This is a genomic window from Streptomyces sp. NPDC044984 (assembly GCF_040646935.1).
Lineage (GTDB): Bacteria > Actinomycetota > Actinomycetes > Streptomycetales > Streptomycetaceae > Streptomyces.
In genome coordinates this window covers 1-23,138 of sequence record NZ_JBEZBE010000033.1, presented here as the reverse complement: position 1 = coordinate 23,138, position 23,138 = coordinate 1, and the positions used below count along the sequence as shown (strand labels likewise).

18 protein-coding genes are annotated in these 23,138 nt (G+C 72.2%); 10 read left to right on the top strand and 8 right to left on the bottom strand.

Annotated elements, in window-relative coordinates; genetic code table 11:
• The first annotated feature begins 9 nt into the window (after positions 1 to 9).
• Together AB0A94_RS29840 and AB0A94_RS29835 are read left to right on the top strand one after the other, a co-directional pair.
• Positions 10 to 1,950, top strand: a complete 1,941-nt coding sequence (locus tag AB0A94_RS29840) for an ABC transporter ATP-binding protein (RefSeq protein WP_361749046.1) — start codon at positions 10 to 12, stop codon at positions 1,948 to 1,950.
• A gap of 98 nt (positions 1,951 to 2,048) precedes the next feature.
• Positions 2,049 to 4,577, top strand: a complete 2,529-nt coding sequence (locus tag AB0A94_RS29835; protein ID WP_361749105.1) for an ATP-dependent Clp protease ATP-binding subunit — start codon at positions 2,049 to 2,051, stop codon at positions 4,575 to 4,577.
• Positions 4,578 to 4,602: 25 nt separating this feature from the next.
• Here the strand turns inward: AB0A94_RS29835 and ggt are convergent, their stop codons facing one another.
• The gene (gene ggt / locus AB0A94_RS29830; protein WP_361749045.1) at positions 4,603 to 6,414 is read right to left on the bottom strand and encodes a gamma-glutamyltransferase; all 1,812 of its coding nucleotides are present in this window, start codon (positions 6,412 to 6,414) and stop codon (positions 4,603 to 4,605) included.
• Between the two features lie 152 nt (positions 6,415 to 6,566).
• Between ggt and AB0A94_RS29825 the strand changes: the two genes are divergently transcribed.
• The gene (locus AB0A94_RS29825; protein ID WP_361749043.1) at positions 6,567 to 7,322 is read left to right on the top strand and encodes a hypothetical protein; all 756 of its coding nucleotides are present in this window, start codon (positions 6,567 to 6,569) and stop codon (positions 7,320 to 7,322) included.
• Positions 7,323 to 7,589: 267 nt separating this feature from the next.
• Here the strand turns inward: AB0A94_RS29825 and AB0A94_RS29820 are convergent, their stop codons facing one another.
• The 6 genes from AB0A94_RS29820 to AB0A94_RS29795 form a co-directional block, all read right to left on the bottom strand.
• Complete coding sequence (locus AB0A94_RS29820; protein WP_361749042.1) at positions 7,590 to 8,366, bottom strand: amino acid ABC transporter ATP-binding protein; 777 nt, start codon at positions 8,364 to 8,366, stop codon at positions 7,590 to 7,592.
• Positions 8,367 to 8,501: 135 nt separating this feature from the next.
• Positions 8,502 to 8,909 carry a DUF6278 family protein gene (locus AB0A94_RS29815; RefSeq protein WP_361749040.1) on the bottom strand — a complete coding sequence of 136 codons (408 nt, stop codon included), beginning with the start codon at positions 8,907 to 8,909 and terminating at the stop codon, positions 8,502 to 8,504.
• A 75-nt stretch (positions 8,910 to 8,984) separates the two neighbouring features.
• Complete coding sequence (locus AB0A94_RS29810; protein ID WP_361749039.1) at positions 8,985 to 9,764, bottom strand: exodeoxyribonuclease III; 780 nt, start codon at positions 9,762 to 9,764, stop codon at positions 8,985 to 8,987.
• A 52-nt stretch (positions 9,765 to 9,816) separates the two neighbouring features.
• Entirely contained in the window at positions 9,817 to 10,452 is a 636-nt protein-coding gene (locus AB0A94_RS29805; protein ID WP_361749038.1) for an MBL fold metallo-hydrolase, read from the bottom strand.
• Between the two features lie 54 nt (positions 10,453 to 10,506).
• Positions 10,507 to 11,808 (bottom strand): 4-carboxymuconolactone decarboxylase, encoded by a 1,302-nt coding sequence (gene pcaC / locus AB0A94_RS29800; protein WP_361749037.1) that lies wholly within the window; start codon positions 11,806 to 11,808, stop codon positions 10,507 to 10,509.
• 32 nt (positions 11,809 to 11,840) lie between these two features.
• Positions 11,841 to 12,869 (bottom strand): IS110 family transposase, encoded by a 1,029-nt coding sequence (locus tag AB0A94_RS29795; protein ID WP_361749036.1) that lies wholly within the window; start codon positions 12,867 to 12,869, stop codon positions 11,841 to 11,843.
• Between the two features lie 982 nt (positions 12,870 to 13,851).
• On the opposite strand from AB0A94_RS29795, the gene AB0A94_RS29790 reads away from it, so the two are divergent.
• From AB0A94_RS29790 to AB0A94_RS29765, 6 genes are all read left to right on the top strand, one after another.
• Complete coding sequence (locus tag AB0A94_RS29790) at positions 13,852 to 14,694, top strand: alpha/beta hydrolase (RefSeq protein ID WP_361749035.1); 843 nt, start codon at positions 13,852 to 13,854, stop codon at positions 14,692 to 14,694.
• A gap of 30 nt (positions 14,695 to 14,724) precedes the next feature.
• Positions 14,725 to 15,444 carry a hypothetical protein gene (locus tag AB0A94_RS29785; RefSeq protein WP_106411639.1) on the top strand — a complete coding sequence of 240 codons (720 nt, stop codon included), beginning with the start codon at positions 14,725 to 14,727 and terminating at the stop codon, positions 15,442 to 15,444.
• 44 nt (positions 15,445 to 15,488) lie between these two features.
• Positions 15,489 to 16,358 (top strand): aldo/keto reductase, encoded by an 870-nt coding sequence (locus AB0A94_RS29780; protein ID WP_361749034.1) that lies wholly within the window; start codon positions 15,489 to 15,491, stop codon positions 16,356 to 16,358.
• Positions 16,359 to 16,580: 222 nt separating this feature from the next.
• Positions 16,581 to 17,189 carry a flavodoxin family protein gene (locus tag AB0A94_RS29775; protein WP_361749033.1) on the top strand — a complete coding sequence of 203 codons (609 nt, stop codon included), beginning with the start codon at positions 16,581 to 16,583 and terminating at the stop codon, positions 17,187 to 17,189.
• 189 nt (positions 17,190 to 17,378) lie between these two features.
• Positions 17,379 to 18,548, top strand: coding sequence for an MFS transporter (locus tag AB0A94_RS29770; RefSeq protein WP_361749032.1), 1,170 nt, complete (start codon positions 17,379 to 17,381; stop codon positions 18,546 to 18,548).
• Between the two features lies 1 nt (position 18,549).
• Positions 18,550 to 19,119 (top strand): TetR/AcrR family transcriptional regulator, encoded by a 570-nt coding sequence (locus AB0A94_RS29765; RefSeq protein ID WP_361749031.1) that lies wholly within the window; start codon positions 18,550 to 18,552, stop codon positions 19,117 to 19,119.
• A 224-nt stretch (positions 19,120 to 19,343) separates the two neighbouring features.
• Here AB0A94_RS29765 and AB0A94_RS29760 read toward each other — a convergent pair whose 3' ends face one another.
• Complete coding sequence (locus tag AB0A94_RS29760; RefSeq protein ID WP_361749030.1) at positions 19,344 to 21,383, bottom strand: BTAD domain-containing putative transcriptional regulator; 2,040 nt, start codon at positions 21,381 to 21,383, stop codon at positions 19,344 to 19,346.
• Positions 21,384 to 21,646: 263 nt separating this feature from the next.
• Between AB0A94_RS29760 and AB0A94_RS29755 the strand changes: the two genes are divergently transcribed.
• Positions 21,647 to 23,035, top strand: coding sequence for an FAD-dependent oxidoreductase (locus AB0A94_RS29755; protein ID WP_361749029.1), 1,389 nt, complete (start codon positions 21,647 to 21,649; stop codon positions 23,033 to 23,035).
• Positions 23,036 to 23,138: the final 103 nt, after the last annotated feature.

Sequence of the window (23,138 nt, the reverse complement as noted above, 5' to 3'; positions counted from 1 at the left end):
GACGCCCCGATGTCCCGGCACTCCGGCACCCCGGCCGCCGACACCCCGAACGCCGACACTCCCACGGCCGACGTCCCCACCACCGACCCCCCGGCCCGGAACACCGGGGAACCGGCCGGTCCCCCCGCTCCCCCGCCGGCCCCGGGCGAGGACCGGTCCACCCGGGCGGCGCTCGGTACGCTCTACCGTCTCACCGCCGGGCACCGGCGGGCCGTCGCCGTGGCCGCCGTACTGACCCTCGCGGGTTCCGCCCTGGGGCTGGCCCAGCCGCTCGTGGCCCGGCACGCCGTGGACGCGAGCGGCCGCGGGCAGGTCGTCTGGCCGCTGCTGGCCCTGCTCGGCGCGCTGTTCGCCGCCGAGGCCGCGACCGGCTCGGTGGGACGCTTCCTCCTGGAGCGCATGGGCGAGGGTGTCGTACGGCAGCTCCGGTTCGGCCTGGTGGACCGGCTGCTCCGGCTGGAGATGCGGGAGTACGACCGCCACCGCTGCGGCGACCTCGTCTCCCGGGTCACCACCGACACGGCCCTGCTGCGCGAGGTCGTCTCGCAGGCCCTGGTCGACCTGGTGACCGGGAGCGTCGTCGCCGTCGGGGCCGTGGTCCTGATGGCGTGGCTCGACCCGCTGCTGCTGCTCCTGGTCGTGCTCACCGTAGCCGCCGCGGCCGGTGTCGTCACCTCCCTGCTCAAGGGGATCCGGTGCGCCTCCGAACGCATGCAGCGCGCGGTCGGTGCCGTCGCCGCCGACCTGGAACGGGCCCTCGGCGCCCTGCCCATGGTCCGGGTGCACCGCGCCGAGGGGCGCGAGACGGCCCGGGTGGGAGCGCGCGTGCAGGAGGCCCACGACGCGGGCGTGCGCACCGCGAAGCTCGCCTCCGTCATGAGCCCCGCCGTCGAACTCGCCGTCCAGGGCTCCTTCCTCGTGGTCCTCGTCGTCGGCGGCCTGCGCGTGGGCGGCCGGGACGGCTCCCTCGGCGACCTGGTCGCCTTCCTGCTGTACGCCTCCTACCTCGTGCTGCCGCTGTCCTCCGTCTTCCAGGCGGTGGGCCTCGTCCAGCGCGGCATGGGCGCCCACCGGCGCGTCGAGGAGGTGCTGCGCCTGCCCGTCGAGCACACCGGGCCGTCGGTCCCGGCCGCACCCGCCCGCGTCCGGCCCCGCCCCGCGGCGCCGGGCGGCGACGAGCGTCCCGCGCTCGCCCTGGACGGCGTCCGCTTCGGCTACGACCCGCGCCGGCCGGTGCTGCGCGGTGTGTCCTTCGCCGTCGCCCCACGCCGTCAGGTCGCCCTGGTGGGCCCCTCGGGCGCCGGGAAGAGCACGGTCTTCGCACTGGTCGCGGGCTTCTACGAGCCGGACGCGGGCGCCGTGCTCTTCGACGGCCGGCCGGCCGTCGAACTCGGCCGCGACGCGTGCCGGCGCCGTATCGCCGTCGTGGACCAGAACACCCACGTCGTGCACGGCACCCTGCGGGAGAACATCGCCTACGCCGTGCCCGACGCCCCGGAGACGGAGCTGAGGCGGGTGGTGGAGCTGGCCCGGCTCGAGGAGGTCGTCGACCGGCTGCCCGGCGGTCTGGACGCCGTGGTCGGCGAGCGCGGGAGCACCCTCTCGGGCGGCGAACGCCAGCGCGTGGCGCTGGCCCGGGCCCTGCTCGCCCGTCCCTCGTTGCTGCTGCTCGACGAGCCGACCTCCCACCTGGACGCGATCAACGAAGCGGCGCTGACCACGGTGATGAAGGACGTGGCCCGGGAGTGCGCCCTGCTGGTCGTCGCCCACCGCCTGTCCACCGTGCGGCACGCCGATCACATCGTCGTCCTGGACCGGGGCCGGACCGTGGGCCAGGGGCGGCACGAGGAGCTGCTGGCCGCCAACCCCCTCTACCGGAAGCTGGCCGCGAGCCAGATGCTGCGGCCGGGCGACCGCCGGTCCGCGGGCCGCACTCCGTCGCCCTCCTGACATGCCCGCGGATACGGAACGTGTCATCGTGGGCATGAGCGAGCCCCGACCGGGTTACCCGGCCCCGGCACGTCGACCCAGCGAAGGAACGGATGACGATGACGAGTGGTTTCGTCGGCCCGGAGGGCGACCCCTTCGCAGAATTCCTCGCCCGCTTCTTCGGGGGCGCGCGCCCCCGCCAGATCGACATCGGCCGACTCCTCAGCCAGCCCGCCCGGGAACTGGTGCGCGGCGCCGCCCAGTACGCCGCCGAACACGGCAGCCGTGACCTGGACACCCAGCATCTGCTGCGCGCCGCCCTCTCCGCCGAACCGACCCGGAGCCTGCTCAGCCGGTCCGGTGCGGACCCCGACTCCCTGGCGTCCCAGATCGACGACCGGTCGGGACCCGTCCAGCACGGCCCGGGCGAGGCCCCGCCCCCGACCTCGCTGTCCCTGACCCCCGCCGTCAAGCGGGCCCTGCTGGACGCGCACGAGATGGCCAGGGCGTCCGGCGCCGGCTACATCGGCCCGGAGCACGTGCTCACCGCCCTCGCCGCCAACCCCGACTCGGCTGCGGGCCACATCCTCAACGCGGCCCGGTTCTCCCCCTCCGGCCCCCCGGAGGCACCGGAGCCCCCGCAGGTCCGCGCCGAACGGCCCCGCCCCGCGACGGGCACGCCGACCCTGGACAAGTACGGCCGTGACCTCACCGAGTTCGCCCGCGAGGGCCGTGTCGACCCGGTGATCGGGCGCGACGACGAGATCGAGCAGACCGTCGAGGTGCTCTCCCGACGCGGCAAGAACAACCCGGTGCTGATCGGTGACGCGGGCGTCGGCAAGACCGCCGTCGTGGAGGGGCTGGCCCAGCGGATCGCCGAGGGGGACGTACCCGACGTACTCCTCGGACGGCGCGTGGTCGCCCTGGACCTGACGGCGGTCGTCGCCGGGACCCGCTACCGGGGCGACTTCGAGGAGCGGATGAACAACATCGTCGAGGAGATCCGGTCCCACTCCGACCGGCTGATCATCTTCATCGACGAGCTGCACACCGTCGTCGGCGCCGGGGGCGGAGGCGAGGGCGGCTCGATGGATGCCGGAAACATCCTCAAGCCGGCCCTCGCCCGCGGCGAACTGCACATCGTGGGCGCGACCACCCTGGAGGAGTACCGCCGGATCGAGAAGGACGCGGCGCTGGCCCGCCGCTTCCAGCCGATCATGGTGCCCGAGCCGACGCCCGCCGACGCGGTCGAGATCCTGCGCGGTCTGCGGGACCGGTACGAGGCCCACCACCAGGTGCGGTACACCGACGAGGCGCTGCTGGCGGCCGTGGAGCTGTCCGACCGCTATCTGAGCGACCGTCGGCTCCCCGACAAGGCCATCGACCTGATCGACCAGGCCGGCGCGCGGGTGCGGCTGCGGGCCCGGACCAAGGGCACGGACGTACGGGCCATGGAGCGCGAGGTCGAACAGCTGACCTGCGACAAGGACCAGGCGGTCGCCGACGAGCAGTACGAGCGGGCCACGCAGCTGCGGGACCGCATCGGGGAGCTGAAGCAGCGGATCACGGACGCCGGCGGCGACGGCGAGGTCGACGAGGGGCAGAGCCTGTGGGTGGACGCCGAGGCGATCGCCGAGGTGGTGGCCCGGCAGACGGGCATCCCGGTCAGCCGCCTCACCGAGGAGGAGAAGGACCGGCTGCTGGGGCTGGAGCAGCATCTGCACCAGCGGGTCGTCGGCCAGGAGGAGGCGGTGCGCGTCGTGTCGGACGCGGTGCTGCGCTCCCGCGCGGGGCTCGCCAGCCCCGACCGGCCGATCGGCAGCTTCCTGTTCCTCGGGCCGACCGGCGTCGGCAAGACGGAGCTGGCGCGGGCGCTCGCCGAGGCGCTGTTCGGCAGCGAGGACCGGATGGTGCGCCTCGACATGAGCGAGTACCAGGAGCGGCACACGGTCAGCCGGCTGGTGGGCGCCCCGCCCGGTTACGTGGGGCACGAGGAGGCCGGGCAGCTCACCGAGGTGGTGCGCCGGCACCCGTACTCGCTGCTGCTGCTCGACGAGGTGGAGAAGGCGCACCCGGACGTCTTCAACATCCTGCTCCAGGTCCTCGACGACGGCCGGCTGACCGACTCGCAGGGCCGGACGGTGGACTTCGCCAACACCGTGATCGTGATGACCAGCAATCTCGGTTCCGAGGCGATCACCCGGCGCGGCGCGACCCTGGGGTTCGCGTCCGGCGGCGCGGACGCGGACGAGGAGGCGCGGCGCGAGCAGATCCTGCGGCCGCTGCGGGAGCACTTCCGGCCCGAGTTCCTCAACCGGATCGACGAGATCGTGGTGTTCCGCCAGCTGACCGCCGAGGAGCTGCGGCGGATCACCGACCTGCTCCTCGAGAGCACCCGGCGCCGGCTGAAGGGCCAGGACATCGCGATCGACTTCACCGACGCCGCCGTCGACTGGCTGTGCGAGCGCGGGTACCAGCCCGAGTACGGCGCCCGGCCGCTGCGCCGCACCATCCAGCGGGAGGTCGACAACCAGCTGTCGCGGCTGCTGCTGGACGGCCGCGTCCGGGAGGGCGGCCGGGTGACGGTGGACACGGCGGACGGGCGCCTGACGTTCCAAACGCGGGAGACGCCGGCTCCCGAGCTGTGAGAGCACCGGCGTCCCCCGCGTGTTCCTAGCGCGTGGGGCGGACCACCATCGCCGAGCCGCCGCCCCTGCGGACCTTCTCCGCCGCCGCGAGCCACCTGCCGTCCGGCAGCCGCTGGACGCCCGTGGTCGCGCCGATCTCCGGGTTCTCCCGGAAGGAGTGTCCGATGGCCTCCAGGCGCTGCCTGACCTCGCTGCCGTACAGGCCGGGTTCGAGGTCCGTCCGTGCCGTGTTGCGCTGGCTGGCGCGCGGCGCGGCGATGGCGTCGACCAGGGGCAGCCCGCGGTCGAGGAACCCGGTGAGGGTCTGCAGCACGGTGGTGATGATGGTGGAGCCGCCGGGCGAGCCGAGCGCCACCACCGGCCGGTCGTGCCGGTCGAGCACGATCGTCGGCGAGATGGACGACCGGGGTCGCTTGCCGGGGCCCGGCAGGTTCGGGTCGTGGACGGCCGGGTTCGCCGGGGCGAAGGAGAAGTCGGTCAGCTCGTTGTTGAGCAGGAATCCGCGGTCGGGCACGGTGATGCCGCTGCCGCCGGTCTGCTCGATGGTGAGGGTGTAGGCGACGACGTTGCCCCACCGGTCGGCGGTGGTGAGGTGCGTGGTGTTCTCGCCCTCGTACGTCGTCGGGGCGGCCTCGCCGCCGGTCGCGCAGGGCTCGGGGTCGCGGGGGTCGCCCGGGGCGAGGGGGCTGGTGAGGACGGCGTCGTCCTCGATGAGGCACGCGCGCGAGTCGGCGAACCGCTGGGAGAGCAGTTCCTCGGTCGGTACGTCCTCGAAGGCGGGGTCGCCGACCCAGCGCCCCCGGTCCGCGAACGCGATGCGGCTCGCCTCGATGAAGCGGTGCAGGTACTGGACGTCGCTCGCCTCGGAGAGGTCGGTGCGCTCCAGGATGTTGAGGGCCTCGCCGACCGTGGTGCCGCCGGAGGAGGAGGGCGCGACGGAGTAGACGTCCAGTCCGCGGTACGAGGTCCTGGTGGGCGGCTGGAACTTGGCGCGGTAGGCGGCGAGATCGCGTTCGGACAGCTCGCCGGGCCGGGCGTTCCAGCCGGAATCGGGGTCCACGGGAGGCTTGTTGACGGTCCGCACGATGTCCCGGCCGATGTCGCCCCGGTACAGGGCGTCGACGCCCTCGCGGCGCAACTCCTTGTAGGTGCGGGCCAGATCGGGGTTCTTGAAGGTGGAGCCGACGGCCGGGAGTTCGCCGCCCGGGAGGAACAGCTCGGCCGTGTCGGGGAAGTGGCGGAAGCGGGTCTCGTTGGCGGCGGTCTGTGCGCGGAAGGTGTCGTCGACTGTGAAGCCGTCGCGGGCGAGGCGTTCGGCGGGCTTGAGGACCGTGCCCAGGCCGCGCTCGCCCCACCTGTCGAGCGCCCGCTGCCAGGTGGCGGGGGTGCCGGGGGTGCCGACCCCGAGTCCGCTGCTGACGGCTTCGGCGAACGGGACCGGCTCGCCGTTCTCCAGGAACAGTCCGGCGTCGGCGGTGAGCGGGGCCGTCTCGCGGCCGTCGAGGGTGTGCACGGTGCGGGAGCGGGCGTCGTAGTAGACGAAGTAGCCGCCTCCGCCGATGCCGGCCGAGTACGGCTCGGTGACGCCGAGCGCGGCGGCCGTGGCGACGGCCGCGTCGACGGCGTTGCCGCCCTTCCTCAGGATCTCGATCCCGGCGGCGGAGGCGTCGGGATCGACGCTGGAGACCGCGCCGCCGTGGCCGACGGCCACCGGGACCTTGTCGGGGGTGTGTCGGGCGGGCGTCTCGTGCCGGTCGGGCGGCGGGGCCGCCCCCACCGACAGGACGGCGGCACCGGCCGCCAGGGCTGCGAGATTCCGTGCGACAGGACGGCGCATCCGTACCTCCGGTAAACGGCTGTCCGCGCAGCCTAGTTCGTCACCGGGCTCCCGTCAGGGATGCCGAAGGGGTGTGCCGTCCCGTCGTCCGGCGGGCCTTGCGGTCTACGTCTCGAACACGGGTTTGCGTGGGACCGCTAGCATGCGCGCCCATGAGTGACGACGTGCGCAACATCGTTCTGGGCGTGGTGGCCGCCGGCATCAGCGCCGCGCTGGGCTGGATCGCCCGTACCTATCTGTGGAGGCGGAAGCTCCGGCGCAAGCAGGCGTTCTTCGGCCTGCCGGAGAACTCCGAGTCCCTGCTCGTCGTCAACCGCGATCCGGCGGCGGCGGAACCGGCGGTGCACCGCTTCGACGTGTTCGCGCTGCTCGAGCTCTCCGCGCTGATCAAGGACTGCGGGGCGCACGTCCAGATGATCACCCAGGACGCGGCCCACCAGGGCTTCGGCGAGCGGACCGAGTTCTGTGTGGGCGGGCCGGGGTCGAACCGGCGGATGGTGGCCCACATGGCGGCCATGCTGCCGGGGGTGCGGGTCAACATAGATCCGGAGCCGGGCCCGGACCGGGGCGCCTTCCAGATCGGTTCCGAGCGCTACCGCATGGACCCGGGCGTCACCGAGTACGTCCTGCTGGCGCGGCTGACCGCCGGTGAACGGCGCGAGACGCGGCCGGTGTTCCTGTTCTGCGGTCAGCGGGCGATCACCAACCAGGCCGCGACCCGCTACCTCGCCCGCCACCACGAGCGGCTGGCCCGCAAGTACGGCTCGAACTCGTTCGTCCTGCTGCTGAAGGTGATCAACTCACAGGCGTACGGCCCCGATGTGGTCGAACTGGTCGCGGATGTGACCAGGACCGCGCAGAGCGCGCTGCCGGCTGCCGCGCCGCGCACCGGTCACCGGGCGGGCTGACCTCGTCCGGCACCACCCGTCCGGCGCGCAGCTGACCTTCTCCTCGCCGGCGGGCGACCCGTCGGGGTCGCGTCCGCCGCGCGAGCAGTGATCTCCGACTGCCGCCGGACGGGACTGGCCGATGTGCTCCGCCGCCCCGTGGACGTGGGGCGGTGGGCCCCTCCCGGTGACGGTGTCCCCGCTCCTGACGCGGAGTCCCCTCCCCCACCGGGATGAAGGGACCATCCTAGTCGAGGTCCGGGCGAACGGATCCATGGGCCTCATCCGTCAGTGCTTGAGGATCTTGGAGAGGAAGTCCTCGGCCCGGTCGCTCCTCGGATCGCCGAAGAACTCACCGGGCGGGCGGTCCTCCACGATCCGGCCGTCGGCCATGAGGACCACGCGGTGGGCGGCCGGGCGGGCGCATCCCGTCTCGTACGTGACCACGATCACGGTCATGCCCTCACCGGCCAGTTGCCGCACGACCTCCAGGACCTCGTTGATCACCTTCCGGTCCAGGGCGGAGGTCGGCTCGTCGAACAGCACCGCCTTGGGCTCCACCGCCGGCGCCCGCGCGATCGCCACCCTCCCCCAGTGCCTCAAAGGCCTGGGAGGCGACCCCGGTTGCCGGCCGCCCGAGAGCTGCGCCGGGTACTCGTCCGCCCGGTCGACGACGCCGACGCGGTCGAGGAGGTCGCGGGAGCGCCGGTCGGCGTCCTCCTTCTTCCGTCCGCGGACCTTCACCCGGCCCGGCGAGACGTTCCGCGGCACGGTCTTGTGCGCGAAGAGGTTGAACGACTGGAAGACCATGCCGACGTCGGCGCGCGGCCTCGCCAGCACCTTGCCCTCGTGCGGGAGCGGCTGTCCGTCGAGCAGGATCGTGCCGGACCGGACGGTCTCCAGCCGGTTGATCGCCCGGCACGGCGCCGACTTCCCCGACCCCGACGGGCCGATGACGACGACCACCTCTCCCCTGCCCACGGTGCGCCCGACGTCCCGCGGGACGCGGAGGCCCCCGAAGTACTTGTCGGCGTCACGCAGCTCGATCAGCGGATCGACGGTCATGCCCGCCCCTACTCGTCTCGGCCGTGCAGCGGTCGCCGCAACGTATCCGGACAAGATCACCGGGAGGGTGCGACACGCGTTCCTCGGTCATCAGCCGTATTTACACCGGTGTGCGCCGAGTGGCGGACCGGGGCCTCACGCCTCCGCGACCTCCGCGTACAGCTGGGACAGCTCGGGCACGCCGTCGGCCGCCCACTCGTGTCCGGCGTCCACGACGTCGAACTCCCGGCCGGAGGTGAGCCGTACGACCGGCTGGCCGTCCGCGCGGATCTCCCAGCCGGCCCCCGGCACGGTGCGCACGATGACGGTGCCGAGATACAGTCCGGCGTCGTTGCCCAGCCAGGTCGCGGTCTCCTCGTCGTCCCGCCAGCGCGGCACCAGCTGGTCCAGCGCCTCCAGCGAGGCCGGGGAGTCGTCGAGCCGGACCCCCGCCCGGTCGGCCTGGGAGCGTAAGAGCTCGCATTCGGCGAGGAGTTCCGCGATGCCCTCGGGATCGGGAACTCCCGTCTTCCGGCGCCGGTTGCCCAGGAAAGGGATGTTCATACCGCCAGCCTGTCATCCGTACCGTGTCGCACACCACAGGCGCGCGGGGTCGGACGGCGGCCGGCCGGCGTCTCGCTACACGTCGAGGTCCACCACGACCGGTGCGTGGTCCGAGGCGCCCTTGCCCTTGCGCTCCTCGCGGTCGACGTAGGAGTCCGTGACCGCCTTCGCGAAGGGCTCGTTGCCGTACACCAGGTCGATGCGCATGCCCCGGTTCTTGGGGAAGGCGAGCTGGCGGTAGTCCCAGTACGTGAACGGGTGGTCGTACTTGAGGGGGCGCGGGACGACGTCGGAGAGGCCGGCCTCGCGCAGGGAGGCGAGGGCGGCGCGCTCGGCGGGGGTGACGTGGGTGGAGCCCTCGAAGACGGCCCGGTCGAAGACGTCGTCGTCGGTCGGTGCCACGTTGTAGTCGCCCAGGACGGCGAACGGGCGGCCGCCCGCCGCGTCGCCGGCCACGGCGGCCTTGAGCGCCTCGAACCACTGGAGCTTGTACGCGTAGTGGGGGTGGTCCACCTCGCGCCCGTTGGGCACGTACACCGACCAGACGCGGACCGGGCCGCAGGTCGCGGAGACGGCGCGGGGTTCGACGGAGCCGTCGTAGCCGGGGTCGCCCGGCAGGCCCTTGACGACGTCCGTCAGGCCGACGCGGGAGAGCACCGCCACGCCGTTCCACCGGCCGGTGGCGTTCACCGCCGACTCGTAGCCCAGCTCGCGCAGCTCCTCCACCGGGAACTTCTCCTCGGCGACCTTGGCCTCCTGGAGGCACAGCACGTCCGTGCCGCTGCTCTCCAGCCAGGCCAGGAGCCTCGGCAGGCGGGCGGTGATCGAGTTCACGTTCCAGGTCGCGATGCGCATGTTCCCCAACCTACCCGGCACCTGTGACAACGCTCGCCCGCCGCCCGCCGCCTCACAGCTCGGCGGAGCCGCCCGGCGCGAGCCGCAGGTGTTCCGCGCCGCCGAGCGCGCCGATCTGGCGGTCGTAGACCGGCCGGGCGAGGTCGGTGAGGAGGGCGTCGTGGATGTCGTAGGCGCGCCGCGGCTTCACCTCGCGGACGTAGTCGATGACCTCGGAGATCTTGTTCCAGGGCGCCATGACCGGCAGCATCAGCGTCTCGACCGGCCGGTCGGGGACGGTGAGCGCGTCGCCCGGGTGGAAGAGCTTCCCGTCGTCGACGAGGTAGCCGACGTTGGTGACGCGCGGGATGTCGGGGTGGATCACCGCGTGGAGTTCACCGTGGACCTGGACGTCGAAGCCGGCGGCGGTGAAGGTGTCGCCGTGGCCGACGGTGTGCACGCGGCCCGGGAAGGCCGCCGAGAGCTGTTCCGCGACCGACCTCAGGGTCCAGATCTCGACGGCCGGGTCGGCCTCCAGCGCGGTCCGCAGCCGGCCCTCGTCGAAGTGGTCGGGGTGCTCGTGCGTGACCAGGACGGCGTCCGCGCCGAGGGCCGCGTCCTGCTCGCTGAACCCTCCGGGGTCGAGGACGAGGACGCGGCCGTCCTTCTCCAGGCGGACACAGGCGTGCGACTTCTTCGTGAGCTTCATGGTTCCATCCTGCCCCCGTGCCGCTCACGGCCGCGCGGAGCACCCCCGGGGGGCTCATTCCTGGGGCGTGGTCTCCTCGCGGACCACCTGCTGGGCCACCCGGAAGGCGCTGTTCGCCGCCGGGACGCCGCAGTAGACGGCCGCCTGGAGCAGCACCTCCTTGATCTCGTCCGGGGTGAGCCCGTTGCGCAGGGCGGCCCGGACGTGGAGGGCGAGCTCCTCCAGGTGGCCGCCGGCGACGAGGGCGGTGAGGGTGACGCAGCTGCGGGTGCGCCGGTCGAGTCCGGGCCGGTCCCAGACCTCGCCCCAGGCGTAGCGGGTGACGAGCTCCTGGAAGTCGCCCGAGAAGTCGTCGGTCCCGGCCAGCACCCCGTCGACGTGCGCGTCGCCCAGCACTTCCCGGCGGACCTTGAGCCCGGCGTCGTAGGCGTCCGGTCTGCCCTGCGGCCGCTGCGGTGCGACGGGCGGCGGGGCGATCTCGGCGACGGGGACCTGCTGCGGCGGGGCGACGGCCGGCACCGGCTTCACCGCCGCCGCCGGCAGGGCGACGTGGCCGGTGGCGGTGTCGAAACCGGGCTGCCAGGCGGTGGAGAAGTGCCGCACCAGCAGATCGGTGACGGCGGCCGGCTGCTCCACCGGCACCAGGTGGGAGGCGCCGGGTACGACGGCGAGCCGGGCGTCCGGGATCCCGGCGACCAGGGTGCGGGCCTCGGCGGGGCCGGTGACCTGGTCCTCGGAGCCGACCAGCACCAGGGTCGGCACGCCGACGCTGCCGAGTCCGGCCCGCACGTCGAACGAGGCGAGCGCCTCGCAGGCGGCGATGTAGCAGCCGGGGTCGGTGGTGCGCACCATCTGCACGGCCCATTCGGTGATCGCGGGCTGGGCGGCGGCGAAGCCGCCGGTGAACCACCGCTCCGGCGCGGAGCGGGCGATGGGGTCGAGCCCGTTGGTCCGTACGATCACCCCGCGCCGGCGGAACTCGTCCGCCGTGCCGAAGCGGGGCGAGGCGGCGATCAGCGCGAGGGACGCCAGGCGCTCGGGGTGGCGCAGGGCCAGCTCGATCCCCACGGCGCCGCCGAGCGCGCAGCCCGCGTAGCCGAAGCGCTGCACGCCGAGGCTCTCGAGGGTGGCGAGCAGCCGCGTGGTGAGATCGGCGACCGAGCCCGCGGGGTGGGCGGGGGCGCCTCCGTGTCCCGGCAGATCGAACCGGAACACACGCCACTGCTTCGTCAGCTCGGGGACCTGCCGGTCCCACATGTGCCATGTGGTACCCAGTGAGGGACCCAGGATCAGGACCGGAGCGTCTTCTGGCCCGTCAAAGCGGTATTGCAGGGTGTTGGGTGGTGTCTCGCTCACGCCCCAGACCCTCTCACGTCTCACGGACGCCCCTATAACGCAGGGGTGCGGGAAACCGGTCTGACCAGGTTGAAGACCTCGCGGGCGGCATATCGCTTGAGGCATCGGATGATCTCACGGCGGGTCTTGCCCTCCTGGGTGCGGCGTTCGTAGTACGCCCGGGTGCGCGGGTCGTGGCGCAGGCGGGTGAACACGATGCGGTGCAGGGCAGCGTTCGCCTGCCGGTCGCCGCCGTAGTTGAGCCGACGCGTGCACCGTCGGCCAGAGGAGTACTCGATGGGGCTGACTCCGCAAAGGGCAGCAAAGGACGCCTCAGTGTTCAGTCGCTCGGGATTGTCCCCCATGGTGATCAGGAGAGTGGCGGCACTGTCCGGGCCGATGCCCACCGGTACGAGCAGTTGCGGCGCGTAGCGTTCGACGAGCCGGGTCAGGCGTTGGTTCAGCTCGTTGATCTGTCCGCTGAGCTGTTCGATGCGTTCGGCGAGCATGCGTAATGTCATGTGGGTGGCCTGGGCCACCGCGTCCTCGTCTCCCCCACCATCGGGTGGGCTGAGGGTCGCGCAGGTGCGGAACAGCTCGGCATTGCCCAAGGTCGACAACCGTTCCCGCAGGGCGGGGTCGGCGATGACCAGGACGGCCTTGAGCTGGTTGATCGCCTGGGTGCGGGCCTTGACCGCGGAGTCCTTGGCGAGTTTGTAGATCCGGGCGCTGTGCACGGGTCCGTCGCCGGATTTGGCCTGGGCCCGGGCGCGACCACTGAGCACGGCTCGCGCTGCGGCCTGCGCATCGAGCGGGTCCGACTTACCGAGCAACCGGCGGGCCGACCGGTCGGGCCGGTTCACTTCGAACACCTGGATCTGCTGGGTCACCAGGTAGCGGGACAGGCCCGCTCCGAAGGTGCCGGTGCCCTCCACGCCGGCTCGGCGCACCGTACCCCGCTTGCGGGCCCACACGAGCAGTTGTCGGTAACCGGCCGCCGTCGCCGGAAAGGACTCGGTGCCCAGGATCTTCCCGAGCGGGGAGATCACGGCGGCGACGTGAACCTTGCCGTGCGTGTCCACGCCCAGGACGACCTCGCGCCGGACGGGCGGATCCGTGCTCGAGGAGGTACTGCGCTGTCGGGTCGTCATGATGATTCGCCTCCTACGTGGTGACGTGCTGGCTGTGTGGATGGCACCGGCCCGCTCGGGCGGTCTGAACCGTGATGGCGCCTGGAACTCGGCAAGGCCCCTATAGGGACACGCCCTGTGGCTCGGTGGCAGGCAGCATCCCGCAACGACGGTCGACATGCCGGTGACTGGACACTTCGGTCAAAAATCTCACGAGTCAGACCCCCGTACGGGACGGCATCGCGCAACCGTCCCATCGATCCCGGCGCACCGACACGTCTCGACCACAACCGGACGGCTTCGCCCGAACCAGTGCCCGACCCGGCCGGAGCAGGCTGACAATGAGCTGACTCCCCGCCCACTCGTGACCGGCAATGAAGGACAGCGATGTGGCCCGCCTTACGGTCGTCCTTCATCGACCATCGCACGAACGGCTTCGAGTCCTCTTTCCGATACACGGCTAGCCACAAGTCATATAGCGGGCCACCAAAAGGACACGGACAGCAGCTTGGCAAGAGCCGTAACCCAGCTGGCAGTAGCGCCCTGACGGTCCATGGCCCGTTAATTCTCAGCACTGCACTGAACTGCCTGGAACATCCGGATATGACGCCACGAGGCACCCGCGGCGGTCCTCGCGGAGCAGATATCGGTTCTCCGCGCCCGCAGCGCGATCCTGTCGCCCACGAGGCGGCATCCCGTCTCCGGCATCCGGGGCCAGGCCCGGTCGGGAAGGGTACGCACGAGGCCGGGGCCCGGCCCCGGGACATCCGCCTGCGCACACCACCGCGTCACGGGCAGCGACCGCCGGCGTGATCCGCGTCCGCCCACCGCCCGGCGTCAAGAAGCGGGCCACAAAGTTTCCACTTCTGCCGCTGATGCTGGAGCGGTGGCCGCAGTCGGCCCCTCATCGCACACGGCCCGCCAAGGAGAAGTCATGTCCCCCGTGACGCATCACACCGCGCCCACCCGGTTCGTCGAGGCGGACGGTGTCCGTTACGCCTACCGCAGGCTGGGTACCGGCGGCCCGGCGCCGCTGGTGATGCTCCAGCACTTCACCGGCAACCTCGACAACTGGGACCCCGCGCTCGTGGACGCCCTGGCGGCGGAGCGCGAGGTCATCCTCGTCGACTACCCCGGGGTGGGCTCCTCGACCGGGACACCGGCGCGCACCGTCGCCGAACTGGCACGGCAGATCATCGACTTCACCGTCGCCCTCGGCCTGGAGCGGATCGACCTCCTGGGCTTCTCCCTCGGTGGTTTCGCCGCCCAGGACATCGCGCTGGTGCGACCCCGCCTGATCCGGCGCCTGGTGCTGGCCGGCACCGGTCCGAAGGGCGCGCCGGGAATGCACGGCTGGCGCGAGGACATCGAGAACCGCGCCCGTGCGAAGGAGCCGACCGGCGAGGACCTGCTGTACATCTTCTTCGCGCACACCGAGACCAGCCAGGCCAAGGGGATCGAGTTCCTCGGCCGCTTCATGGCGCGCACCGAGGACCGGGACGTGCCCAGCAGTCTCACCTCACGCGACGCCCAGTACGACGCCGTACTGGAGTGGGGCGTCCCCGACCACTCGGCCCTCCAGCGGCTGACCGGCATCCAGGCCCCCACCCTGATCGTCCAGGGCGACGACGACCTGATGATCCCGACGAAGGCCAGCCACCTGATGGCCGGTCTCATACCGGACGCGCGCATCCGCATCTACCCGGACGCAGCACACGCGTCGCTGTTCCAGTACCCGCACGACGTGGCCAAGGACGTCAACGCGTTCCTCGGCTGATTCCATCCCACACGCACCAGGAGCATCACCATGTCCGATCTGCTCAGCACCGTCCTCGACGCCCACGGAGGCCGCGCCCGCTGGGAGGAGGCGAACGAGATCCACGCCCGCCAGTTCTTCGGCGGCGCCCTGTGGGGGATGAAGGGCCATCCGGGAGCCCTTGACGATGTGGACGTCACCGTCGGGCTGCGCCGCCAGTACGTCCGGCAGGACCCCTTCTTTCAGGACGGCCACCACACGTCGTTCACGGCGGACCGGGTCGCGGTGGAGGACACCGACGGCAGGGCCGTCGAGGAACTCCTCGATCCGCGCACCTCGTTCGCGGGCCACGACCTGATGACCCCGTGGAGCCGGCTCCAGCTCGCCTACTTCTCCGGCAGCGCGATGTGGACCTACCTGGCCGAGCCCCTCTCCCTCACCTTCCCGGGCGTGCGCACCGAGGAGATCGGCACCTGGACCGAGGAGGGCGAGACCTTCCGCCGCCTGCACGTGGTCTTCCCTGACAGCATCGCCACGCTCAGCACCGAACAGACCCTGTACGTCGACGGCTCAGGGCTGATCAGACGGCGTGACTACAGCGTGGAGATCGCCGGCTCCACGCCCGCGGCCCACTACGTCTCCGGCCACCGGGAGGTCTCCGGACTGGTCATTCCGACCACCCGGATGATCTACAGCCGGGACGAGAGGGGACACAAGGTCCCCGACCCACTGGTCGTGTCGGTCCGGCTGGAGGACGTGACGGTCTCCTGACCGTCGCTTCCCGGTTTCCCGATCCCCAGAAAGGCAGCACCACCATGAACAGCATCTCAGCGACGTCCTCCGGGACGTTCATCCTCGGCGGCGAGCTGGAGGTGAACCGGCTCGGTTACGGCACCATGCAGCTGACCGGTCCCGGTGTATGGGGTCCTTTCCCCGACCAGGAGCGGGGCGTGCGTGTGCTGCGTCGCGCCGTGGAACTCGGCGTGACGCTCTTCGACACGGCCGACTCCTACGGTCCCGGCGCGGCGGAGGAACTTCTCCACAAGGCTCTCCACCCGTACCCGGAGAACCTGGTGATCGCCACGAAGGCCGGCCTGACCCGTCCAGGTCCCGGCCAGTGGCGGTCGAACGGGCGGCCCGAATACCTACGGCGGCAGGCGGAGTCCAGCCTGCGCCGACTCGGCCTGGAGCGCATCCCCCTCTTCCAGCTGCACCGCATCGACCCCGCCGTGCCCTTCGAGGAGCAGATCGGCGTCCTGCGGGAGTTGCGCGACGAAGGCAAAGTCGCCCATGTCGGGCTCTCCGAGGTGGGCGTCGAGGATCTGGACCGCGCCCAGGCGATCGTCCCCATCGCCTCCGTGCAGAACCTCTACAACGTGGCGCAACGCGACTCCGAGGAGGTCGTGCGGTACGCGGAGGCGAACGGCATCGCCTTCCTGCCTTGGTTCCCGCTGGCCACCGGGCAGCTCGCGAGTCCGGGCGGCCCGCTCACCCGGATCGCGGACCGGCTGGGCGCCTCGCCGTCCCAGGCGGCCCTGGCCTGGCTGCTGCGCCGCTCACCCGTCGTGCTGCCGATTCCCGGCACCTCGTCGGTGGCGCACCTGGAGGACAACGTGGCGGCCGCCGCGCTGGAGTTGTCACAGGCCGACTTCGAGGCCCTGAGCCACCCCTTCGCACGGGGCTGACCCGGTCGGCCACCAGGTCAGCCGGAGCGCCGCCGGACGGCACCCTCAAGGTGCCGGGCTGGACGGCGGCGTGACCCTGACCGGCTTCTGAAACCGTTCTGCCTCGCTTGGCCACTTGACCATTTTAAGACGACCGGTCATATTGAAAGGGTGGTGGTGCGCCACCGCTCCTGACCGGCCGGAACTCTTCACCCACCCTCTTTCTGTTCAAGGAGCTGCACCATGACCGCATCGACGACCCGCCCCACCGTCGCCGTCGCGTACCACTCCGGCTACGGACACACCGCGGTGCTGGCCGAAGCCGTACGGCGCGGCATCGCCGGAACCGGGGCCGACGTGGCCTTCGTGAACGTCGACGACATCAGCGAGGAGCAGTGGCAGCAGCTGGACGACGCGGACGCGATCATCTTCGGCTCCCCCACGTACATGGGCGGCGCCTCGGCCGGCTTCCACGCCTTCGCCGAGGCCACCAGCCGTCGGTTCATCGAAGGACGCTGGGCTGACAAGCTCGCCGCCGGCTTCACCAACTCCGCGTCCAAGAGCGGCGACAAGAGCAACACCCTGGCCTTCTTCGCCGCCCTGGCGGCCCAGCACCAGATGCTCTGGGTCAGCCTGGGCCTGGCCCCCGGCTGGAACAGCACCACCGCATCGGAGAACGACTTGAACCGTCTCGGCTTCTGGGCCGGGGCCGGTGCCCAGACCCCGATGGACGGCGGAACCGACACCGTCCACGCCGCGGACATCGCCACCGCCGAGTACCTGGGCGCGCGGGTGGCCCGTCACGCCGCGACGATCAGCGCCGGCCGCCGCGCCCTCTCCGTCGCCGCCTGACCCCGGGTGGTGGCCTGCCGACCGCGGCAGGCCACCACCCGTTCCCTTCCGGAACGACGACCGCGAGGAGACGCCGTGAAGCTCCCTGCAGTGACGCCCATGACACCTCGGCCGGCACCGGTCGGACCGCGCACCTCCGCATCCGAGGGGCCCGACGGTCGGGGCAGCCCTCTGTCGACGTGGGGCGTCGTGGCCGCCTCTGTCGCCGTCGCCTTCGGAGCGGGGGCCGGCAGTCCCCTCTTCGTGCTCTACCAGCGCCAGTGGGGTTTCTCCGACTGGGAGTTGACGGCGGCCTTCACCGTCTACGCGGTAACCCTCCTGGCCACCCTGCTGGTCGCCGGATCGGCCTCCGATCACATCGGCCGCCGTCCGGTGCTGGTCGTCGCCATGCTTCTGCTGCTGGTGACCAGTGGGCTGTTCCTCGCCGCCGACGGTATCGGCTGGATCATCGCGGCCCGCGCCGTCCAGGGCATGGCGACCGGCGCGGCCACGAGCACCTTCACCGCCGCGATCATCGAACTCGCCAGCCCTCGCCGACTGCCCCTGATGACCGTGCTGACCAGCGCTGCCCCGGTCGGCGGTCTCGCCCTGGGGGCGCTCTTCGCAGGTTTGGCGGTGGAGTTCACCGACCACCCCACCGCGGTCGTCTTCCTTGGCCTCACCCTCGTCCTGCTCTACGGCATCGTCTCGGTGCTCACCGTTCCCAAGACAGCGGATCGCCGTCCAGGTGCCCTGGCCTCCCTGCGTCCACAGATCAACGTCGTCCGGCCGGCCCGCGGCTGGTTCTGGTCGCTGGCGCCGCTCGTCGCGGCCGGCTGGATGTTCTCCGGCCTCTTCCTGGGGTTGGCGCCCTCCTTCGACAGCCAGGTCTTCGGCATCCACAGCGGGGCGGTGAACGGCGTGATCGTCGCGCTGCAGCCCATGGCCGCGGCCGTCGCGGGCATCGCCTTCGGCCGTATGCCGGCCACGGCGGCCACCCGCGCAGGCGCGATGCTGCTCCTCACGGGCTCCGTACTGGCGGGCGCCGGCGTCGCGGCGTCCAGCCTCCCGCTCGTCATCGCCGGTGCCCTCACGGGCGGTTCGGGACAGGGCGCGGCGTTCGGCTCCTCTCTGCGCATCCTCGGCCCCACCGCCGGCAACGCCCACCGCGGCGGCCTCTTCGCCGCGGTCTACCTCATCGCGTACACCGCCTACGGGGTACCGGTCCTACTGGCCGGTCTCGCGACCGACTTCGTTCCGTTGCCCACCACGGTGGTCGCCTACGGCGCCGCCGTCGCCCTGCTCGCCGCGACAGCCGCTCTCTCCCTCGCCCGGCGGGCGCGCCGGGCGGGCAGCCCGCACCTCGTCCAAGGAGGCTGACATGCCACGTGTGAGCGTGCGGGAACAACTGATCGAGCACGCCGAAGACGTGTTCCGCCTCAAGGGCTTCAACGCGGCCAGCGTGCGGGACATCACCGAGGCGGCGGGTGTGCCCAAGGGGTCGTTCTACAACCACTTCACCGGCAAGCAGGATCTGGCCTCGGAGATCGTGGCACGATACGCGAGGGCCACCGACTTCTCCACTCTGAGCGACGAAGGCCCCGCCCTGGAGCGGCTGCACCGGCACCTCACCGGACAGATCGACCGCGTCCGCGCCTCGGGCGTGGAGTTCGGATGCCTCCTGGGCACCCTCGCCGGCGACGGTGCCACCGCGGGGCGGCGCGTACGGGAGAGCGTGCGCGAGGCCCTGGACAGCTGGACGGAGGCGATGACGGGGACGATCGCCGAAGGGCAGGCCACTGGGGAGATCACGGCGGACCGGTCGCCCGCCGCTCTCGCGGTCTTCCTGCTCGACCTCCTGGAGGGCGCTACGCTGCGGGCTAAGGTGGTCGGGGACCAGTCCTCCGTCGCCGACGAGGTCGCCATCGCCCTGGACGCCCTGCGCGCCTGACACTCCGGCACCGGCGTGCGGCACACTCTTCACCCACACGTGTTCCCCGGGCGCCCGGTGCACGCACGGCCCGGCAGGTCCAGTCACCGTGGGGCAGGCCGGCACCAGGCACCACCGTGGTACTGCGCCCACCGTCCGTTGCGGACAGCCACGGGTTCGGTCGAATCGGCAGGCGCAGCGGTACGGCGGTGACGCCCGCAGCCGTAGCGTCGTGGCAGCAGCAGTCAGCGAAGCGCCGGCCTGACCTGCGGCAGCGCCGCCGGGGCGCGGCCGGAGCGCGCACGCCGTCCGGCGGATGGGATCACGACGCGTCCGGCACCGGCCCGTGCGGTCCGGGTGACGCCCGTCCGCCGCCGGCTCTCGCGGGCCAGCTCCGCCGCGTACGCCAGGACCAGCGGATGCACGTCGTACCGGTCCGGCCGTACAGGCGTCAGCAGCCGGGCACGCACCAGTGCGGCGACGGCCTCGGCGGCCACATGGGCCGGCACGGGAACGAGACGCGTCAGCTCCGCGGTGCTCAGCCTTCCCCGCCCGTGCCGTGGCAGAGCGCGGAACAGCCGGGCCGCGTCGGATCCCAGGAGGCGGTACGACCAGGAGAAGGCGGCGCGGACCGGATTGTCCCGGTCGTTGTCGCTGAACGCTTCGAGGTTCTCCCCGGCCGCCGCCAGTTCGTCGGCGATCCGCCGCAGCGGCACGTCCGGGTAGGCCGTCGCCCTGGCGGCCACGATGCCCAGGGCCAGCGGCAGCCGGCCACAGCGCTCGACGATGTCGGAGATTGCTGCGGCGTCCGTGACGGGGCCTCCGGTGCCCACCCGTTGGACGAAGCAGTCGGCCGCCTCCTGTGCGGAGGGAACGTCCAGCGACATCAGCCGGGCGCCGTTCATGGTGGCGAGGTCCGTGAGCCTGCGACGGCTCGTGATCAGAACCGAGCACCGGGCCGAGCCGGGCAGCAACGGCCTTACCTGGTCCGCGTCGTGGGCGTTGTCGAGCACCATCAGGACCCTTCGGGTGGCCAGCACGCTGCGGAACAGCGCGGCCCTGGCGTCCGTCCGAGCGGGGACACGGGTGCGGTCTACCCCCAGTGCCGCGAGGAAGCCGGCCAGTATCTCGCCCGCTTCGGCCGGGCCGTCGGCCGAAGCGAACCCGCCGAGGTCGGCGAAGAGCTGGCCGTCCGGGAAGCTGGCGGCGATCCGGTGCGCCAGGTGGACGGCGAGAGCGGTCTTGCCGACGCCGGCGATGCCGTCCACGGCCAGCACGCGCAGCGCGTCGTCGTCGGCCGCCGCGAAGCGCGCCGCCTGCTCCAAGAGTTCGGTACGTCCCATGAAACAGGGAAGGTCAGCGGGGAGTTGGGCGAGCGCCGGATGGTGCGGTACCGGCGCTTCCGGACGGACCTGCCGGAGGGTGGCGGCGGGAGTCACCGGGCCGGCGTTCGCAGTCGGTGGCCCTGGCTCCCGGGGTTCGCGCAGGATCCGGTCGTAGGCGGCGCGCACGTCCCTTCCCGGTGACAGTCCCAGCGCCTCCTTCAGGTCGGCGCGGAAGCGGTGGTAGAGCGTGAGCGCCTCGGCCTGTTTGCCGTCGGCGGTGAGCAGGAGCATCGTCCGGGCCAGCACTTGCTCATTGAACGGCTGCCGTTCCACCGCCTGGCGTGCCGCCAGGAGGACGGCTCCGGGCCGGTCGCAGCCCAGGGCGACGGTCGCAGCCGCCGACACGGCGGCGACGTACTCGTGATCCACCGAGGCGAAGACCCGCGGCACCGGGTCCGCGGTCACGACGTCCGCCGCGCACCGGCCCCGCCACTGCTCCAACGCCGCGACGAACAGGTCCACCGCCTCGTCGGCGTCCGCGGCCGCACGGGCCCGCCGCACCAGGTGCCGGAAGGCCAGCAAGTCCAGTTCGTCCGGACCGACCCGCAGCAGATAACCGCCGGCCCGGCGGACCAGCCACTGGCCCGGCGCACGGGCCGGGAGCCCCGGTTCGAGCAGGCGGCGCAGCGCACCGACGTACCGGTGCACGGCATTGGCCGCGCTGGCGGGCGGATCCTCCTCCCAGAGCAGAGCGACGAGTTCCTCCAGGGACACCGGGCGTCCGGCCCGTGCCAGCAGCGCCGCCAGGACGAGCCGTTGCTGCCGTGGCCCGGTGGGCAGTTCGACACCGTCCGCCCACACCCGTACCGGGCCGAGGACGGTGAAACGGACGCTGGGTCCGACGGCTCCCGGTTCCCCGGCCGGTCCGCCGGTCGTCGCGCCCCTCGGGTGCATGGTCATGACGGCCTCCGCTCGTTGCTCCCGTACCGTCCGCCGCATGCGGAACTCCGGCGGCCGGGCCAACGTAGGGCGCCGGGCCGGGGGCCCGCATCGGTCGGATGACTCAACGCCGCCGTTCCTCGGCAGACCCGGGGAGACGAGTCATGTGACCGATGCGCGGCAGGCGGCGTCGGGGTGACGCTGGGACCTGACGGCCGTCGACCGGAACCACCGGGAGAGCCGTCCACTGTCCGTTCGTAACACCTCTGAGGGAGTGCACGCCGATGATCGGTACCGAGGACGTCGTGGAGGACGTCGATCTGCTGGTGGTGGGCGGGGGCAAGGCCGGCAAGACGCTGGCCATGGACACCGCCCGGGTCGGCCGCAAGGTGGTCATGGTCGAACGCGGCATGATCGGCGGCACCTGCATCAATGTGGCGTGCATCCCGACCAAGGCCCTGGTCACCAGCGCCCGACTGGCCCGCCGCGCGGCCACGGCCGAGTCGCTGGGGCTGAACCTGGGCAAGCTGGAGGTCGACCTGCGGCTCCTGCGCTCCCACAAGGAGGGTGTGGTCTCGGAGATGGTCGACCTCAACCACCGCCAGTTCCTCGACAGCGGAATGGACCTCGTTCTGGGGGAGGCCCGCTTCGTCGCGGAGCGGACGGTCGAGGTCCGCCTGAACGACGGCGGGCGCCGCTTCGTGCGGGGCGCGGACGTCGTGATCAACACCGGGACCGTGCCACACCTGCCGCCGGTCCCCGGCCTGGCCGAGGCCGGAGCGCTGAACAGCGAGACGATCCAGCAGCTCGACCGCATACCGGAACGGCTGGTGGTGATCGGCGGCGGTTACGTCGGTCTGGAGTTCGCGCAGATGTTCGCCGCTTTCGGCAGTCAGGTGACCGTGCTCGACCGCAACCTCACCCTGCTGCCCCAGGAGGATCCGGACATCACAGAGGTGCTCGCCGAGTACCTGCGCGAGGACGGCGTGGAGATGGTCAGGGGTGTCACCGTCAAGGATGTCGTCCGCGAGGAGGACGGCCTCCGGCTGCTCCTAGACGACGGCCGGTCCCTGGTCGCGGACGACATTCTGGCGGCAACCGGCCGTGACCCGGTCACCGCCGGGCTGGGACTGGACGCGGCGGGCGTACGCACCGACGCGCGCGGTTTCATCCGGGTGGACGACCGGCTGGCCACCGACGCGCCGCACACCTGGGCCGTGGGTGACGTGGCGGGCAGCCCGCAGTTCACCCACGTCTCCCTCGACGACTACCGCGTCGTGAAGGAGAACATCGCCGGCGGCACCCGCAGCACCTCACGGCGGCTGATCCCCTGGAACCTGTTCACCGATCCGGAGCTGGCCCGCGTGGGCCTCACGGAGGCCCAGGCCCGCGCCACCGGCCGGAACGTACGGGTCGCGAAGCTGCCGGTCAAGGCCATTCCCCGGTCCCGGACCCTGCGCGACACCCGGGGCCTGTGGAAGGCGGTCGTGGACCGCGACACCGAGGAGATCCTCGGCGTGGCGCTGCTCGGTCCGGAGTCCTCCGAGGTCCTGACCGTGGTGCAGACGGCCATGTGGGCCGGGCTGCCGTACACTGCGCTGCGCGACGGCCTCATCGCCCATCCGACCATGGCCGAGGGACTGAACGCCCTCTTCACCACCTGGACGGACTGACGCCGGCAGCCCGGAGGGGCGGCCGCGAGCCGTGGTGGACGTGGTGCGCGAGGGCATCGAGCGGCTGATCACCGGCTTCGAGCCGTATCCGGCGCTGGTGGTG

Excerpts from the sequence above, each read along its gene's own strand:
- AB0A94_RS29805 (WP_361749038.1), bottom strand. The coding sequence starts at position 10,452 with ATGAAGCTCACGAAGAAGTCGCACGCCTGTGTCCGCCTGGAGAAGGAC.
- AB0A94_RS29835 (WP_361749105.1), top strand. The coding sequence starts at position 2,049 with ATGACGAGTGGTTTCGTCGGCCCGGAGGGCGACCCCTTCGCAGAATTC.
- AB0A94_RS29775 (WP_361749033.1), top strand. The coding sequence starts at position 16,581 with ATGACCGCATCGACGACCCGCCCCACCGTCGCCGTCGCGTACCACTCC.
- AB0A94_RS29840 (WP_361749046.1), top strand. The coding sequence starts at position 10 with ATGTCCCGGCACTCCGGCACCCCGGCCGCCGACACCCCGAACGCCGAC.
- AB0A94_RS29785 (WP_106411639.1), top strand. The coding sequence starts at position 14,725 with ATGTCCGATCTGCTCAGCACCGTCCTCGACGCCCACGGAGGCCGCGCC.
- AB0A94_RS29780 (WP_361749034.1), top strand. The coding sequence starts at position 15,489 with ATGAACAGCATCTCAGCGACGTCCTCCGGGACGTTCATCCTCGGCGGC.
- AB0A94_RS29760 (WP_361749030.1), bottom strand. The coding sequence starts at position 21,383 with ATGACCATGCACCCGAGGGGCGCGACGACCGGCGGACCGGCCGGGGAA.
- AB0A94_RS29765 (WP_361749031.1), top strand. The coding sequence starts at position 18,550 with ATGCCACGTGTGAGCGTGCGGGAACAACTGATCGAGCACGCCGAAGAC.
- AB0A94_RS29825 (WP_361749043.1), top strand. The coding sequence starts at position 6,567 with ATGAGTGACGACGTGCGCAACATCGTTCTGGGCGTGGTGGCCGCCGGC.
- AB0A94_RS29810 (WP_361749039.1), bottom strand. The coding sequence starts at position 9,764 with ATGCGCATCGCGACCTGGAACGTGAACTCGATCACCGCCCGCCTGCCG.
- AB0A94_RS29815 (WP_361749040.1), bottom strand. The coding sequence starts at position 8,909 with ATGAACATCCCTTTCCTGGGCAACCGGCGCCGGAAGACGGGAGTTCCC.
- AB0A94_RS29790 (WP_361749035.1), top strand. The coding sequence starts at position 13,852 with ATGTCCCCCGTGACGCATCACACCGCGCCCACCCGGTTCGTCGAGGCG.
- AB0A94_RS29820 (WP_361749042.1), bottom strand. The coding sequence starts at position 8,366 with ATGACCGTCGATCCGCTGATCGAGCTGCGTGACGCCGACAAGTACTTC.
- AB0A94_RS29755 (WP_361749029.1), top strand. The coding sequence starts at position 21,647 with ATGATCGGTACCGAGGACGTCGTGGAGGACGTCGATCTGCTGGTGGTG.
- ggt (WP_361749045.1), bottom strand. The coding sequence starts at position 6,414 with ATGCGCCGTCCTGTCGCACGGAATCTCGCAGCCCTGGCGGCCGGTGCC.